The sequence below is a fragment of the Bradyrhizobium sp. A5 genome (assembly GCF_042076515.1).
GTDB lineage: Bacteria > Pseudomonadota > Alphaproteobacteria > Rhizobiales > Xanthobacteraceae > Bradyrhizobium > Bradyrhizobium cosmicum.
In genome coordinates this window covers 5,433,054-5,447,031 of record NZ_CP148990.1, presented here as the reverse complement: position 1 = coordinate 5,447,031, position 13,978 = coordinate 5,433,054, and the positions used below count along the sequence as shown (strand labels likewise).

At 66.1% G+C, this 13,978-nt stretch carries 12 protein-coding genes; 7 read left to right on the top strand and 5 right to left on the bottom strand.

Annotation, left to right across the window (positions count from 1 at the left end; all coding sequences use genetic code 11):
- Window positions 1-7: 7 nt before the first annotated feature.
- The 3 genes from smc to WHZ77_RS25930 all read right to left on the bottom strand — a co-directional run bounded on the left by smc (window position 8) and on the right by WHZ77_RS25930 (window position 4,965).
- Window positions 8-3,472 carry a chromosome segregation protein SMC gene (gene smc, locus WHZ77_RS25940; protein WP_375310555.1) on the bottom strand — a complete coding sequence of 1,155 codons (3,465 nt, stop codon included), beginning with the start codon at window positions 3,470-3,472 and terminating at the stop codon, window positions 8-10.
- 217 nt (window positions 3,473-3,689) lie between these two features.
- Window positions 3,690-4,346, bottom strand: coding sequence for a DsbA family protein (locus WHZ77_RS25935; RefSeq protein ID WP_375310554.1), 657 nt, complete (start codon window positions 4,344-4,346; stop codon window positions 3,690-3,692).
- A 127-nt stretch (window positions 4,347-4,473) separates the two neighbouring features.
- On the bottom strand, window positions 4,474-4,965 hold the full coding sequence (locus WHZ77_RS25930) for a DUF721 domain-containing protein (RefSeq protein WP_375310553.1): 492 nt from the start codon (window positions 4,963-4,965) through the stop codon (window positions 4,474-4,476).
- A 122-nt stretch (window positions 4,966-5,087) separates the two neighbouring features.
- Between WHZ77_RS25930 and mutY the strand changes: the two genes are divergently transcribed.
- Both mutY and WHZ77_RS25920 read left to right on the top strand, forming a co-directional pair.
- The gene (gene mutY / locus WHZ77_RS25925) at window positions 5,088-6,209 is read left to right on the top strand and encodes an A/G-specific adenine glycosylase (RefSeq protein WP_375310552.1); all 1,122 of its coding nucleotides are present in this window, start codon (window positions 5,088-5,090) and stop codon (window positions 6,207-6,209) included.
- Window positions 6,210-6,279: 70 nt separating this feature from the next.
- Window positions 6,280-6,699, top strand: a complete 420-nt coding sequence (locus WHZ77_RS25920) for a PaaI family thioesterase (RefSeq protein WP_375310551.1) — start codon at window positions 6,280-6,282, stop codon at window positions 6,697-6,699.
- A 3-nt stretch (window positions 6,700-6,702) separates the two neighbouring features.
- On the opposite strand, the gene WHZ77_RS25915 is transcribed toward WHZ77_RS25920, so the two are convergent.
- Window positions 6,703-7,980, bottom strand: a complete 1,278-nt coding sequence (locus tag WHZ77_RS25915) for a flavin-dependent oxidoreductase (RefSeq protein ID WP_375310550.1) — start codon at window positions 7,978-7,980, stop codon at window positions 6,703-6,705.
- A 140-nt stretch (window positions 7,981-8,120) separates the two neighbouring features.
- On the opposite strand from WHZ77_RS25915, the gene WHZ77_RS25910 reads away from it, so the two are divergent.
- On the top strand, window positions 8,121-8,741 hold the full coding sequence (locus WHZ77_RS25910; RefSeq protein ID WP_375310549.1) for a glutathione S-transferase family protein: 621 nt from the start codon (window positions 8,121-8,123) through the stop codon (window positions 8,739-8,741).
- Between the two features lie 193 nt (window positions 8,742-8,934).
- Here the strand turns inward: WHZ77_RS25910 and WHZ77_RS25905 are convergent, their stop codons facing one another.
- A complete protein-coding gene (locus WHZ77_RS25905; protein WP_375310548.1) occupies window positions 8,935-9,858 on the bottom strand; it encodes a LysR family transcriptional regulator in 924 nt (307 codons plus the stop codon).
- Between the two features lie 91 nt (window positions 9,859-9,949).
- Here WHZ77_RS25905 and WHZ77_RS25900 point away from each other — a divergent pair, with 91 nt between their 5' ends.
- The 4 genes from WHZ77_RS25900 (at window position 9,950) to WHZ77_RS25885 (ending at window position 13,847) form a co-directional block, all read left to right on the top strand.
- Window positions 9,950-10,393 carry a nuclear transport factor 2 family protein gene (locus WHZ77_RS25900; protein WP_375310547.1) on the top strand — a complete coding sequence of 148 codons (444 nt, stop codon included), beginning with the start codon at window positions 9,950-9,952 and terminating at the stop codon, window positions 10,391-10,393.
- Window positions 10,394-10,446: 53 nt separating this feature from the next.
- Window positions 10,447-10,614 (top strand): DUF1127 domain-containing protein, encoded by a 168-nt coding sequence (locus WHZ77_RS25895; RefSeq protein WP_375310546.1) that lies wholly within the window; start codon window positions 10,447-10,449, stop codon window positions 10,612-10,614.
- Between the two features lie 108 nt (window positions 10,615-10,722).
- Window positions 10,723-11,307 (top strand): biliverdin-producing heme oxygenase, encoded by a 585-nt coding sequence (locus tag WHZ77_RS25890; protein ID WP_375310545.1) that lies wholly within the window; start codon window positions 10,723-10,725, stop codon window positions 11,305-11,307.
- Window positions 11,304-13,847: an HWE histidine kinase domain-containing protein gene (locus tag WHZ77_RS25885; protein ID WP_375310544.1), complete on the top strand. Its 2,544-nt coding sequence runs from the start codon at window positions 11,304-11,306 to the stop codon at window positions 13,845-13,847. Before WHZ77_RS25890 ends, WHZ77_RS25885 begins: the two co-directional genes overlap by 4 nt.
- Window positions 13,848-13,978: the final 131 nt, after the last annotated feature.

Genomic DNA, 13,978 nt, shown 5'->3' with positions numbered 1-13,978 from the left:
AGAGGTATCACGCCACGTTCTGGTCGAGAATGTCCACCGCCTCTGACAGGCTCACCGACACGAGCTGCGAGACGCCGCGCTCGGCCATAGTGACGCCGAACAGCCGGTTCATCCGCGCCATCGTGATCGGGTTGTGCGTGATGATGATGAAGCGGGTGTCGGTCGAGCTGGTCATCTCGTGCAGGAGGTTGCAGTACCGTTCGACGTTGTGGTCGTCGAGCGGCGCGTCGACTTCGTCCAGCACGCAGATCGGCGAAGGGTTGGTGAGGAACACCGCGAAGATCAGCGCCATCGCGGTCAGCGCCTGCTCGCCGCCCGAGAGCAGCGACAGCGTCTGCGGCTTCTTGCCCGGCGGCTTGGCAATGATTTCGAGGCCGGCTTCCAGCGGGTCGTCGCTCTCGATCAAATGCAGCGCGGCCTCTCCGCCGCCGAACAGCTCGACGAACAGGCGCTTGAAGTGGTTGTTGACGACCTCGAACGAGGTCAGCAGCCGCTCGCGCGCCTCCTTGTTGAGGCTCTGAATGCCCTGGCGCAGCCGCTTGATGGCTTCGACGAGATCGTCGCGCTCGGTGACCAGACCCGTGTGCTGGGTCTCGACCTCGCGCAGCTCTTCCTCGGCGCGCAGGTTCACCGAGCCAAGGCGCTCGCGGTCGCGGCGCATCTTTTCGAGGTCTTCCTCGATGTCGTGCAGCGGCGGCAATTCGGCGCCGGGCTCGATCTCGGCGAGGCCGGCAACGGCCTGCGGCTCGACTTCGAGCATGTCGCGGATCTCGCGCTCGATGTCCTCGAGCCGGCGCCGCGCGCCTTCCATGCGCTCCTCGGCGCGGGCGGTGGCCTCGCGGGAGCTGGAGAGTGCTTCCAGCGTCAGCTTGGCGACGCGATCGGTCTCCGCCATCGCGGCTTCCGCGGTGGCGAGCGCGTCGGCGGCCATGCGGCGGTCGTTCTCGGCGTATTCGATCTCGGTGATCAGCGCGCTGCGCTTCTCGGCAAACACCTGCGGCGCGTTTTCGAGATCGCTGCGCTCGATCGAGACCTCGGTGATGCGGGTCTGGATGGTGTCGATGTGGGAGGCCGCGCTCTCCTTGCGGTTCTGCCACTCGGTGCGCTCGGCGAGGATCGCCTGCACGCGGCGGTCGGCAAGCTCGGCCTCGCGCGCCAGTGCCTGCGCCTCGGCGCGGACCTGGGCGGCCATGCGGCGGTGGCCCTCGATGTCGCTGCGGACGGCGGCGAGACGGGTCTCGGTGTCCTCGCTCGACGGCAGCTCGGTGATGCCGGCCGCGGCATATTCGTAGGCTGCCTCGGCCTCGGCGCGGTCGGCGGCGAGACGGCTGTGAGCTTCTGACAGCGTCGCCTTGCGTGCGGCGTGACGGCTGATCTCGCGCTCGGCGGTGGCATGGCGCTCGCGCGCGACGTTCAGTTCGCGCTGCGCGGCGCGCCAGGCTTCACGCGAGGCGCCTTCGGTGCTGGCGGCCATCTGCAGCTCGGCTTCGGCATTCTCCAGCGCCTGACGCTTGATCTGCGCGTCGATGCGGGCCTGCTCCAGCTCGTTCTCGATGTCGACGAGGCGGGCGCGCTCGGCAAGCCGTCGTGCCGCGCCGGTCGGGGCGTGGGCGGCGGCGACAAAGCCATCCCAGCGCCAGACGTCGCCCTCGGGCGAGACCAGCCGCTGACCGGTCTTGAGCTGCGAGATCAGCTCGGCACCGCGCTCGCGCGGCACTACGCCGATCTGCGCCAGACGGCGGGCCAGCTCGGTCGGCGCCTGCACATGGTTGGCGAGCGGCACGACGCCTTCGGGAAGCTCCGGATCGCCCTCGGTGACGCCGGCATTGGTCCAGCGCATCGGCGCCGACGGATCGACCGGCGCGTCGAGATCGTCGCCGAGCGCGGCACCGATCGCCTTCTCAAAACCCTTGTCGACAGTGATGCCGTCGATGATCGGCGGCCACAGGTTCTTGGTCTCGCCGTTGACGATCTTGGAGATTGTGCGCGCCTCGGTGTCGAGCCGCTGCACGCGCTTGTCGGCTTCGACAAGCGGCGAGCGCGAGGATTCCAGGGTCTGGCGGGCGGCGAGATGCGCTGCTTCGCTCGCCTGCGCGGCGGCTTCCGAAGCAGCCAGCGTCTGTTCGGCGGTCTCGACAGTCGCGGTCAGCTCGTCGAGATCGCCGAACCCGCCGGTTTCATCCGCGAGCTTCTGCTCTTCGGCCGCGACGTTCGAAATTTCCTGGTCGAGCCGGGCGAGCTTGTCGCGGTGGGTACGGACATTGGCTTCGAGCTGGTTGCGCTTGGCGGTGAGGTCGGCGAGCGCGGTGGTCAGCTCGGCGAACTGCTGCTCGGTCTCGGTCAGCGTCGCCTCGGCTTCCGCGACGCGCTCATCGACGCCGGAGCGCTTCTCGACGCGCGACTTGATCTCTTCCTTCAACTCGGCGTCTTCGGCGTCGAGCCGCTGCAGCGCGACGTCGGCGTCCATGGTCTGCTGCTGGGCGCGCGAGATGTCGCCTTCGAATTGCGCCAGGCGACGCTCGAGCTCGGCCACGCGCTCCTTGGCGCGCTCTTCCTCGCGGTCGAGCAGCTCGCGGGCATTGGTCAGGCGCTGAAGCCCGGCCGCGGCGCGCGCCTCGGCATCGCGCAGCGCCGGCATCTCGGTGGCGCGGATGGCCTGGATGCGGGCCGCCTCGGCCTGGTGCTGGGTGCGCTCGGCCATCTCGCGCACGGCGAGATCATGGGTCTGGCGGGATTCGCTGACGTCGGCATGGGCGCCGATCCAGCGCAGGTGGAACAGGGTTGCTTCGGCCTTGCGGACCTTGGCCGCGACCTCGCGATAGCGCACGGCCTGACGGGCCTGCTTCTTCAGGCCTTCCACTTGCCCCGCGAGCTGGCCGATCACGTCCTCGACGCGGGTGAGGTTGGTTTCGGCGGCCTTCAGCCGCAGCTCGGCCTCGTGGCGGCGTGCGTGCAGGCCGGCGACGCCGGCGGCGTCTTCCAGCACGCGGCGGCGCTGCTCGGGCTTTGCCTGGATGATCTCGCCGATCTTGCCCTGGTGGACCAGGGCCGGCGAGCGCGCGCCGGTGGCGGCGTCGGCGAACAGGATCTGCACGTCGCGGGCGCGCACGTCGCGGCCGTTGATGCGATAGACCGAGCCGGCCTCGCGCTCGATGCGGCGAGAGATTTCCAGAAGCTGGCTGTCGTTCATCGCCGCCGGCGCGGTCCGATCGGAATTGTCGATCGTCATCGTCACTTCGGCGTGGTTGCGCGCGGGACGGTTGCCGGAGCCTGCGAAGATCACCGCGTCCATGTCGGCGGCACGCAGCGACTTGTACGAGGTCTCGCCCATCGCCCAGCGCAGAGCCTCGACGAGATTCGACTTGCCGCAGCCGTTGGGTCCTACCACGCCGGTCAGGCCGGGCTCGATGACGAAGTCCGTGGCTTCAACGAAGGACTTGAAGCCGTGAAGGCGCAGGCGGGTGATTTTCATAAGCACGCATCTCTGTTGGCAGGCGCGAATCCCCCTGCCGGGACAATACCATGGAAGGCAGTGTCGCTATCCGGGCGAGTCGCGCGAGGCGCCTCATGCGGCTGGACAATGGCCGCGGTGCGCCGCGAGGGCAACCGGCGAAAGCCGCTTTTCCCAAGGGATTTATGACGGGAAAGATACGGCTTTCGAGATGCGAATCAGAATCTTGACGAGCGAATCAGCTCTTCAGCAGCGGATTGATCTTCTTGGCGAATTCCTCGAACGAGGTCTCGCCCTTGATCTTCTCGCCGTTGATGAAGAAGGTCGGCGTCGAATCCACCTTCAGAACGTCGCTGGCATATTTCTGGTCGGCGGCGATCTTGTCGAGCAGGGCCTGGTCCTTCAGGCAGGCCTCGACCTGGCTCTGGGTGAGGCCGGCCTGCTTGCCGATCCGGGTCAGGGTCTCGGTGGTGTTCTTCAGCACCCAGTCGTTCTGCTGGCGGAACAGCATGTCGGTGACGGCGAAGTATTTCGGCGCGTCGTCCTTGGCGATGCAGCGCGACAGCATCGAGCCGGCAGCGGCTTTGATGTCGAGCGGGAACTCGCGGAAGATGTAACGCACCTTGCCGGTGTCGATGTATTCCGACTTGATCTTGGGGAACACCTGCTCGTTGAAGGCCGCGCAATGCGGGCAGGTCATCGAGGCGTATTCGGTGATGGTGACCGCGGCGTCCTTCGGGCCGAGCGCCATGTCGGGCAGCGAGACGGGCTTCGCCACATCGCCGGCGGCCTGCGCCATGGCTTCGGAGACGAACCGCAGCGGCGACAGTCCGGCGAGCGCGGCAAGCCCGGTCAGCGACAGCATCGTGTTGAAGGCGCGGCGGGTGATGATCAAGGTCGGCTCCCGGATTGGCGTGGTCTCGCCCGAAGTTCCAGTTCAGGCGGCCTGTCGCTAGCTTGAAACGTCGTTTGTGGCAATGGCGCGCCGCAAGGACAGGTCCAGATTGACCGCGAAATGAGGCTCAATTTCGCTTGATGGCGGCCCCGAGACGGGCCAGCGCCGTCTTCAGTTCTTCATCTTCGATCTGGCCAAGGCTCTCCGCCACCTTGGCGACGGCCTGCGGGTCCGGCGGGCCGGGCCGCTTCCGGGCCCGGGGCCGCGACAAGGGGGCTTGGCGGAAGGCCAGCTTGCCGACCGCGCTCCAGCCGAAGAAGCGGTTGACCCGCTCCAGGATGACATCGGCGGAGTGCTGGATCTCCAGCGCCATCGGTCCCTCGACCCGCAGCACCAGGGTCGCCGGCTCCTGCGGCTGGCCTTCGACCGGCCGTGGCCATTGCATCTTGAGGGGCTCTGCATGGGCCGCGATCTCCGGCCCGGCAATCTGCGCCCACCGCGTCACCAACTCGCGCGAGGCAAAGCCCTGCTTGGCGTAGGCCTCCGCAAAGACGTCGTTGAGCAGGATCGCGAGCGGCTTGGCGCTGATGGGGCCGGGCTTTGGAGGGAATTTGGACATGGACCCTTATAGCACTTCGGGGCGCTACCCACAGGCTCCTCGTCGTGAAGAAAGACGTGGATGCCAAGGATGAGCGCGGGCACGACGTGGAGAGATCGGAGCGACATCGCTACAGTGTGAGCATGAGCCACAAATCCGCGCTGAAGGCGAAGTCGGAACCCAGTCAGGCGGAGACCGCGTCGCGCCCGCTCGCGCTCCTCCAATGGTACGACCGCCACCGCCGCCGATTGCCGTGGCGGGCCGCGCCCGGCGAGGCGTCGGATCCTTACCGCGTCTGGCTGTCGGAGATCATGCTGCAGCAGACCACCGTCAAGGCGGTCGGTCCCTATTTCGAGAAATTCGTCGCGCGCTGGCCTGAGGTCACCGCGCTGGGGCAGGCGTCGCAGGACGACGTGCTGCGGATGTGGGCCGGGCTCGGCTACTATTCGCGCGCGCGAAATCTCCACGCCTGCGCGGTGGCGGTGACGCGCGACCATGGCGGCGTGTTTCCCGACACCGAGGAAGGCCTGCGCGCGCTGCCGGGGATCGGGCCCTACACGGCAGCCGCCATCTCCGCGATCGCCTTCGACCGCCGCACCATGCCGGTCGACGGCAATATCGAGCGGGTGGTGTCGCGGCTCTTTGCAGTTGAAGAAGAACTCCCGCAAGCAAAACCGCTGATCCAGCAATTGGCGGCGACGCTGCTCGCCAACTCTATCGCCGGCGACGAGAAGTCTCGCGCCGGCGATAGCGCGCAGGCGCTGATGGATCTGGGCTCTTCGATCTGCACGCCGAAGAAGCCGGCCTGCTCGCTGTGCCCGCTGAACGAGGATTGCACCGCGCGTGCGCGGGGCACCCAGGAGAGCTTTCCGCGCAAGGCGCCGAAGAAGAGCGGGACGCTGCGACGGGGCGCGGCCTTTGTCGTCACGCGCGGTGACGAGCTGCTGGTTCGATCCCGTCCCGAAAAGGGCCTGCTCGGCGGCATGACGGAAGTGCCGGGCTCGGACTGGCTCGCCGGACAAGAGGACGCGACGGCGAAACAGCAGGCGCCGGCGATGAAAGGGCTGTCGCGCTGGCAGCGCAAGGTCGGCGTCGTCACCCACGTCTTCACGCATTTTCCGCTGGAGCTGGTGGTCTACACGGCGAAGGCCGAAGCCCGCACCCGCGCGCCCGCGGGCATGCGCTGGGTGCCGATCTCGACGCTCGCCGATGAGGCGCTACCGAACGTCATGCGCAAGGTGATCGCGCACGCGCTGGGCCTTTGATCGCCCCCCTTCTCCTGACAGCACGTTGCAGCAGGACTACGCTATCGGGATGCGAGAGGAAGACAGTCCCATGGTGAAGACCGCGCTCGACAACTTTCGCAGGCCGCCTTGCGCCGAATTGCTCGGATGGCGGCTGCTGGATGCCCGTCCGGAGGAAGGCTGGATCAGGCTCGCCTTCGAGGGCAAGCCGGAGTTCTGCAACCCGGCAGGTTTGATCCAGGGCGGCATGCTCTCGGCCATGCTCGACGACACGATGGGGCCGGCGGTGCTGGTGATGAGCGAGGGCCGGCTCTACACCACCACCATCAGCATGACCGTGAATTTCCTCAGCCCCGCAAAGCCCGGCCCGATCATCGGCGAGGCGAAGGTGACGCAGCTCGGCAAAACGATTGCGTTCGTCGAGGCCAGGCTGATGGCGGAAGACGGCACGGTGCTGGCCACGGCCAGCGCGAGCGAGCGGCTGCTGGAAGCGGCGAGGGTGGTGCGGTAGTCTTTACGCGCCCGCGCGCGCACCCGCGCTCACGATCGGCGGCTTCGCATTCAGCGCTTCGACCTGGAATCCCGCGACGCGCTTGTAGTTCGCGGCGACGTCTTCCAGCTCCTGTTGCGACAGCACGTCGGTGACGACGTTGTAGCCGTCCGGCGCGCGCTCCTCGACCAGCTGCATGACCTGCTCGGGGCCGTTCTTGCGGTTGAGCAGGACGAGGTCGGTGGTCGCCGGCCGCCGCTCGGCCTCATAGGCCAGCAGCGCCGCCTGCGTTGGTCCGTGCGCGAGGATCTCGCGCGTGATGGTGCGGGCATCGAGGATCGCTTGGGATGCGCCATTCGAGCCGATCGGATACATCGGATGCGCGGCATCGCCCATCAGCGTGACGCGGCCGAAGGTCCATTGCGACACAGGATCGCGATCGACCAGCGGATATTCATAGGCGTGCGGGCAGTTCCTGATCAGGCCGGGCACGTCGAGCCAGTCGAACTGCCAGCTCTCGAACCAGGGCAGAAACTCTTCCAGCCGCGCGGTGCGGTTGTAGTCCTCGCGCCGCCACTGATAGGTCGGCGGCATGTGGCGCTCGGCGACCCAGTTGATGAGCTGGTTCCCGTTTGCATCCGGCGCCTTGCTGATGGGATAGCAGACGAATTTCAGGATCTCGTGGCCGGCCATGATCATGGTGCGGCCGGTGAGGAACGCCTTTGACGGCGTGACGCCGCGCCAGAGGATGCGGCCGTTCCAGATCGGCGGTCCCTCGTTGGGATAGAGCTTTTCTCGTACGGCGGAATGAATGCCGTCAGCAGCGATCAGGATTGCGCCTTCGTAAGTGCCAGCGGCCTTGCCGCTCGCCTTGTTGATGAAGTCGGCGCGCACGCCGTCGGCCGTCTCGCTCCATCCGGTCAGATGATGGCTGGTCAGAATGTTCTCGCGGCCGAGCCGCTCGACCGCGGTATCGAGCAGGAGTTGCTGCAGCGTGCCGCGATGGATCGAGAATTGCGGCCATTTGTAGCCGGCTTCGAGCCCGCGCGGCTCGCTCCAGATCGGCTTGCCATGCTTGGAGAAATAGGCGAGCTCGCGGGTGCGCACGCCGCTGGCATCGAGCTTGTCCATCAGCCCGAGCTCGATCAGCTCGCGCACCGCGTGCGGCAGCACGTTGATGCCGACGCCGAGCGGCTTCAGCTCGGCCACGCTCTCGAACACTTTTACGGGAACGCCGATGCCGTGCAGGCTGAGTGCAAGCGTCAGCCCGCCGATGCCGCCACCGGCGATGAGTACGGTCATGACAAAACCCCTCCGATTGCAGGCGTCTTGGCACAGGCGGGCGGCAGTGGGCAACTGCGAAGAGCAAAGCACGTAGAATAGCGTGCTATAGACCTCAGGGACGACAGCCGTTATTTTCCAGCTTTCCCATGAGGTCAGACATGCTCAAGCTCTACTACGCCACCGGGACCTGCGCGCTTGCCACCTACATGACCCTGGAGGAGGCCGGCGCCGACTACACGGCTGAACGGCTGAGCTTCAAGGACAGCCAGCAGACCAGTCCGGACTATCTCGCCATCAACCCGAAGGGGCGCGTGCCCGCGCTGGTGACCGATCGCGGGGTCCTTACCGAGACGCCGGCGATGCTGGCCTACATCGCGCAGACCTTCCCCAAGGCGAAGCTTGCGCCGCTGGACGATCCCTTCGACTTCGCCCAGGTGCAGTCGTTCAACTCCTATCTCTGCTCGACCGTGCACATCAACCATGCCCACAAGATGCGCGGCGCGCGCTGGGCGACGCAGGAGAGTTCGTTCGCCGACATGAAGGCGATGGTCCCCAAGACCATGGCCGCCTGCTTCGCCCTGATCGAGCAGAAGATGTTCAGGGGGCCTTGGGTGATGGGCGATCAGTTCACGATCTGCGATCCCTATCTCCACACGCTCTCGCTTTGGCTCGAAGGCGACAGCGTCGACATCCACGCCACGCCGAAGATCGCCGACCACTTCAAACGCATGTCGGACCGCCCCACCGTGCGCAAGGTGATGGACGCGCAGAAGGCATAACAAACTCGGTGTCGTCCCGGGCAAGCGTAAGCGCAGACCCGGGACCCATACCGCGGAATCTATCGATTGTGCTCGATAGCAGTACCGAACGATCAGTCTTCGTCGAACTACACCCTGGGGCTATGGGTCCCGGATCCGCGCTCCGCTTCGCTGCGCTTGTCCGGGACGACACTATTTGTTTTGAAGCTGTGTCCTACCCAGCACGTCGCTCTTTCTTCTCCAGCTCCCGGCCCGTCTCCAGCATCAGCCGCCGCAGCCAGATCGATCCGGGGTCCATCTGCGCGCGGGTCGGATGGAACATGAACTGCTCATCGATCCCGGGGTCGAGCGGCGGTGTCACCGCGACGAGGCCGAACTGCTTTGACAGCGCCGCGATAAGCCGGCGCGGCACGAAGGCGACGAGATCGGTGCGGGCGGCGACGTGCAGCGCTTCGAGATAGCCCGGCACCACCAGCGAAATATGCCGCTCGATGCCCTTGGCTCGCAGCCAGGTGTCGATCAGATCCTCGGGCTGGCCGCGAATGATCACGCCGACATGACGCGCGGCCAGGAAGGTCTCGCGCCGCTTTAGTTTCGCGGCTTGCGGATGGCCGCGCCGCACCGCCAATGCGTCGCTGTCGGTATAGAGCAGCTGGCGATGAAAACCTTTGAAGGCGTTGCCGATCGAGATCACGAGGTCAATGGTGCGGGCGAACTCGGCGTGGAAGATTGCAGGCCCCCGCCACGGCACGACGTCGATGCGAACATTGGGCGCTGCCCGCGTCACCTTCTCCATCAGCGGCGGCATCAGCAGTTCGACCGCGAGATCCGGCATCATCAGGCGGAACTGCCGCTCGCTGCGCGCGGCATCGAACTCCTCGGGCACAAAGAGCCCGCGCACCTGGTCGAGCGCCTGTGCCAGCGGCGCGCGCAGCGCTTGCGCCCGCGGCGTCAGCTCCATGCGCGCGCCGGTGCGAACCAGGAGTGGGTCGCCAAAGATGTCGCGCAGGCGCTGGAGTGCGTGGCTCGTCGCCGGCTGCGACAGGCCGATCCTCAGGGCCGCGCGACTGACATTGGCCTGGCGCAGCAGCGCGTCGAGTGCGGTCAGCAGGTTGAGGTCAAGGGAATTCAAATTCATGAGGTGAATAGATATCATATTCGCTATCGATTTGAAGAATGATCCTGACCCCGCGATGATCTCCGTGTTGCCACCAAACGGAGATGCCGCCATGAGCGCGAGCGCCAACAAGAAACTGATGCAGGATATCTTCGCCGCCGCCGCCGATCCCGATCCGGCCGCGCGCGACCGCGCTTTGTTCACCGCAAGCCTTGCCGACGACGCCCGATGGGTCGTCACCGGCCAGTATTCCTGGTCGCGCACTTTTTCCGGCAAGCAGGCGATCCTCAACGATCTGCACGCCTATGTGCGCACCCGCCTGGCCGACCGGACCCGGACGGTCGCCCACCGCTTCATCGCCGACGGCGACGTCGTCGTGGTGGAGGCCAAGGGCGATAACGTCACGCCGGAGGGCGTCCGCTACGACAACGACTATTGCCTGGTGTTTCGTCTCGAGGACGGCAAGATCAAGGAGATTCGAGAATACTGCGACTCGATCCTGACCGAGAAGGCGCTCGGTCCGTTTCCGCAGAGACACGTGAGGGCCGCGGGCTGACCGGATTGAACCGCGTCGCGTCCGCCGGTCGGTCCTGTCCGTCACAGCCGGCGATGGTCATGCGGGCCTGGCGGACGCTTGTGGACATCGTGCGGGTCCGGCGGGAGCGGTCCCGGGCCCGGTATCAGCTCGCAGCCATGACCGAACGGGAGCTGCTGGACTGCGGCATGACCCGGTCCGAGATCGAGTACGAGTTGAGCAAGCCCCGGCGGCGGCCCTAGGGCGCCGCCGCCGTTTTTCCGGCGCCGGGTGGGAACCTTTGGGTTTCCCCCGGCGTTTCGTCGTTCCGGGGCAATCGCGCCCCCGGCATCGCGCGCGTTGGGAAATCTATGCTGGCTGGGGCTTCGGACGTTTCGACACATGTGGGCCGCAGCTTCTCCGGACTCCGCGAAAGACTAAGAGACGCCACTGCGGCTGCGCACCGGGACCTCGATGCGCAGCTGACGTCGTTCGATCTCGCCGCCTTGTCCGGCTATCGTCGTTTTCTGCAAGCCAGTGCCGGCGCGCTCTTGCCGCTCGAGGCGGCGCTCGTCGAGGCCGGCGTCGCCAGAATGTTTCCGGACTGGCCGGAGCGGTCGCGCAGCGCTGCGATTGCGGCTGATCTCGGGCGGCTTGGGAGCGGCGCGCAGTCCACGGTGTCGGTGCGGCCTCTGACACGAAGCGGCGTGCTCGGCACGATGTATGTGCTGGAGGGCTCCCGGCTCGGCGCCAAATTCCTGCTGAAGGCGGTCGCTGACGCTGCAGATCCGCGCATCGGTGAGGCCTCGGCGTATCTCAGCCATGGTGCGGGCCAGCGGCTCTGGCAGAGCTTCCTGGCGAAGCTTGGAGCCGAAGGTGCGTGCGACGAGGACGACGCGATCGAGGCGGCAGGCGCAGCCTTCAGAGCGTTCGAGCAGGCGGCGGACCGCGCATGAACGAGGCGGTCAATCTCACCAATTGCGATCGCGAGCCGATCCACATCCCCGGCAGCGTGCAGCCGTTCGGCTTCCTGCTGACGCTGCTATCCGATTTCACCATCTGCATGGCGTCGGACAATGTCGGCAGCTTTCTTGGCGTCGAACTTTCCGATCTTTTGCGGCGACCGATCGCCGACGTCTTCTCGTCGGTCGCGATCGAGACGATCCGCAACCGTGTCGACCAGCTCAGCGGCCCTGATGCAACCGAGCGCGTGTTCGGCGTCGAGATCCAGTCCGGCAAGCCGCTCTACGATCTCTCGATCCACTTCTCCGGCGTTTATCTCGTCATCGAGGCCGAGCCCAGCGTGATCGAGCCCGACGTCAATTCGGGCGAGCTCGTGCGCCTGATGCTCGAACGTGTCCGCAAGACCCGCGGCATGACAGAGCTTGCCCGCGAGGCGGCGCGCCAGCTCAAGGTGCTCACGGGCTTCGACCGCGTCATGGTCTACCAGTTTCACCCGGACGGATCGGGCGAGGTGATCGCGGAAGCCGCGGAAGCCGGGCTCGAACGATTTCTCGGATTGCACTATCCGGCTTCGGACATCCCCAGGCAGGCGCGCGTCCTCTATGAGCGCAACTGGCTGCGCATCATCGCCGACATCAACGCAAAGCCGGCCGCGCTGTTCTCGGTCGCCACGCACAATGCGGGTCTGCTCGATCTCTCCATGAGCGTGCTACGCTCTGTCTCGCCAATCCACATCGAATATCTGCGCAATATGGGCGTCGGCGCCTCGATGTCGGTGTCGATCCTGCGTGAAGGCAAGCTATGGGGGCTATTTGCCTGCCATCATTACTCGCCGCGCTACATTTCGTTCGAGAAGCGAACGGCCTCCGAGCTGTTCGGGCAGATGTTCTCCTGGATCGTCGAGGGAAGGGAGCGCGAAAGCGGTGTCGCCTACGAGGCCCGCGCCCACAAGGTCCAGGAGCGACTGGTCGAGACCGCCGCGGTCCATGAAAACAGCCGCCGCGCGATCGTCGATTTCGTCGGCGATTATCGCAAGATGATCGAATGTGACGGCGTTGCGGTCTGGTCCGACAACAAGATCACGCTCGACGGCGAGACGCCGACCGAAGAGGAAGTGAAGGAACTCGTCACCTTCATCAACCGGACATCGCCGGGACGGATCTTCGCCAGCGCCGAGATGGCCAAGGTCTACCCGGCCGGCGAGCCCTTCCGGGACCGGGCTGCGGGCTTCCTCGCCATCCCGATCTCGCGGACCCCGCGCGATTGCCTGATCTTCTTCCGGCGCGAGGTGCTGCGTTCCGTCAACTGGGCTGGCGCTCCCGAGAAGGTCTATGAGGAGGGCCCGAACGGCCCGCGCCTGACGCCACGCAAGAGCTTCGAACTCTGGGAGGAGACGGTGGCTGGCCAGTCGAAACCGTGGTCGGCGGCCGATATCCGCATCGCCGAGAGCCTGCGCGTGACGCTGCTCGAGGTGATCCTGCAATTGTCCGATGTCGCTGCGCGCGAGCGCCGCGGCGCGCAGGAGCGGCAGGAACTGATGATTGCCGAGCTCAATCATCGCGTCCGCAACATCCTCAGTCTGGTCCGGGCTCTGGTGGCGCAGAGCAAGGATACCGCCAAGAACGTCGAGGAGTTCGCCAGTGTGCTCGGCGGCCGCATCCAGGCCCTGGCACGCGCCCACGACCAGATCACCAACCTGAATTGGGCGCCGGTGGCGCTGCGCGCGCTGATCGAATCCGAGGCCGGCGCCTATCTCGGCGCGCGCGCTGACCGCGTGAGGATCGACGGACCGGACGTGGCGCTCGATCCCCGGGCGTTCGCGACACTGGCGCTCGTCGTCCACGAGATGATGACCAATTCCGCCAAATATGGCGCGCTCGCCGATTCCACCGGGCAGGTCGAGGTGGTGTGGCGTATCGACCCGAATTCGAGCCTCGAAATCGAGTGGAAGGAGAGCGGTGGCCCTCCGGTGCAGCCGCCGTCGCGCCGCGGCTTCGGGACCACCATCATCGAGCGCTCCGTTCCGTTCGATCTCAAGGGCGAGGCCGAGATTCGTTTCGATCTGCTCGGCGTGCAGGCGAAGTTCATCATTCCACCAAACTTCGTCGAGTTGGTGACAGCAATCGCAGGAGCCGCAATGCGCGTAGAGGAACAGCAATCCACCCGTCCCCGCATTTCCGACACGGCGCTGATCGTCGAGGACAATCTCATCATCGCCATGGCGGCCGAGGTCATCCTGCTCGATCTCGGCGCCCGCCAGGTCGACACGGCGGCGAGCGTCGACCAGGCGCTGCGTGCGATCGAGCGCGCGCGGCCGAGCTTTGCATTGCTCGATCTCAATCTCGGCAACGAGAGCAGCATCAAGGTGGCGCAGAAGCTGAAGGAGATCGGCGTGCCCTTCATCTTCGCGACCGGCTATGGCGAGCGTGCGCCGATCCCGGCGGATCTGGCCTCGGCGCCGGTGGTCCAGAAGCCCTACACGCTGGAAGTGGTCGAGCACGCGCTCGGCAAATTAATGCCGGCGGGCAGCTAGCAAACGTTCAACCGGACGGGATTTGCAGCGGGCTGCATACACATGCGGACGCGCGCCGCCTTCTTGCGCAACTGTCTATAAAATCAGCATACATTGCGCCCTTCGCTGCGAGTCTGCGCGAACTTTTGGAA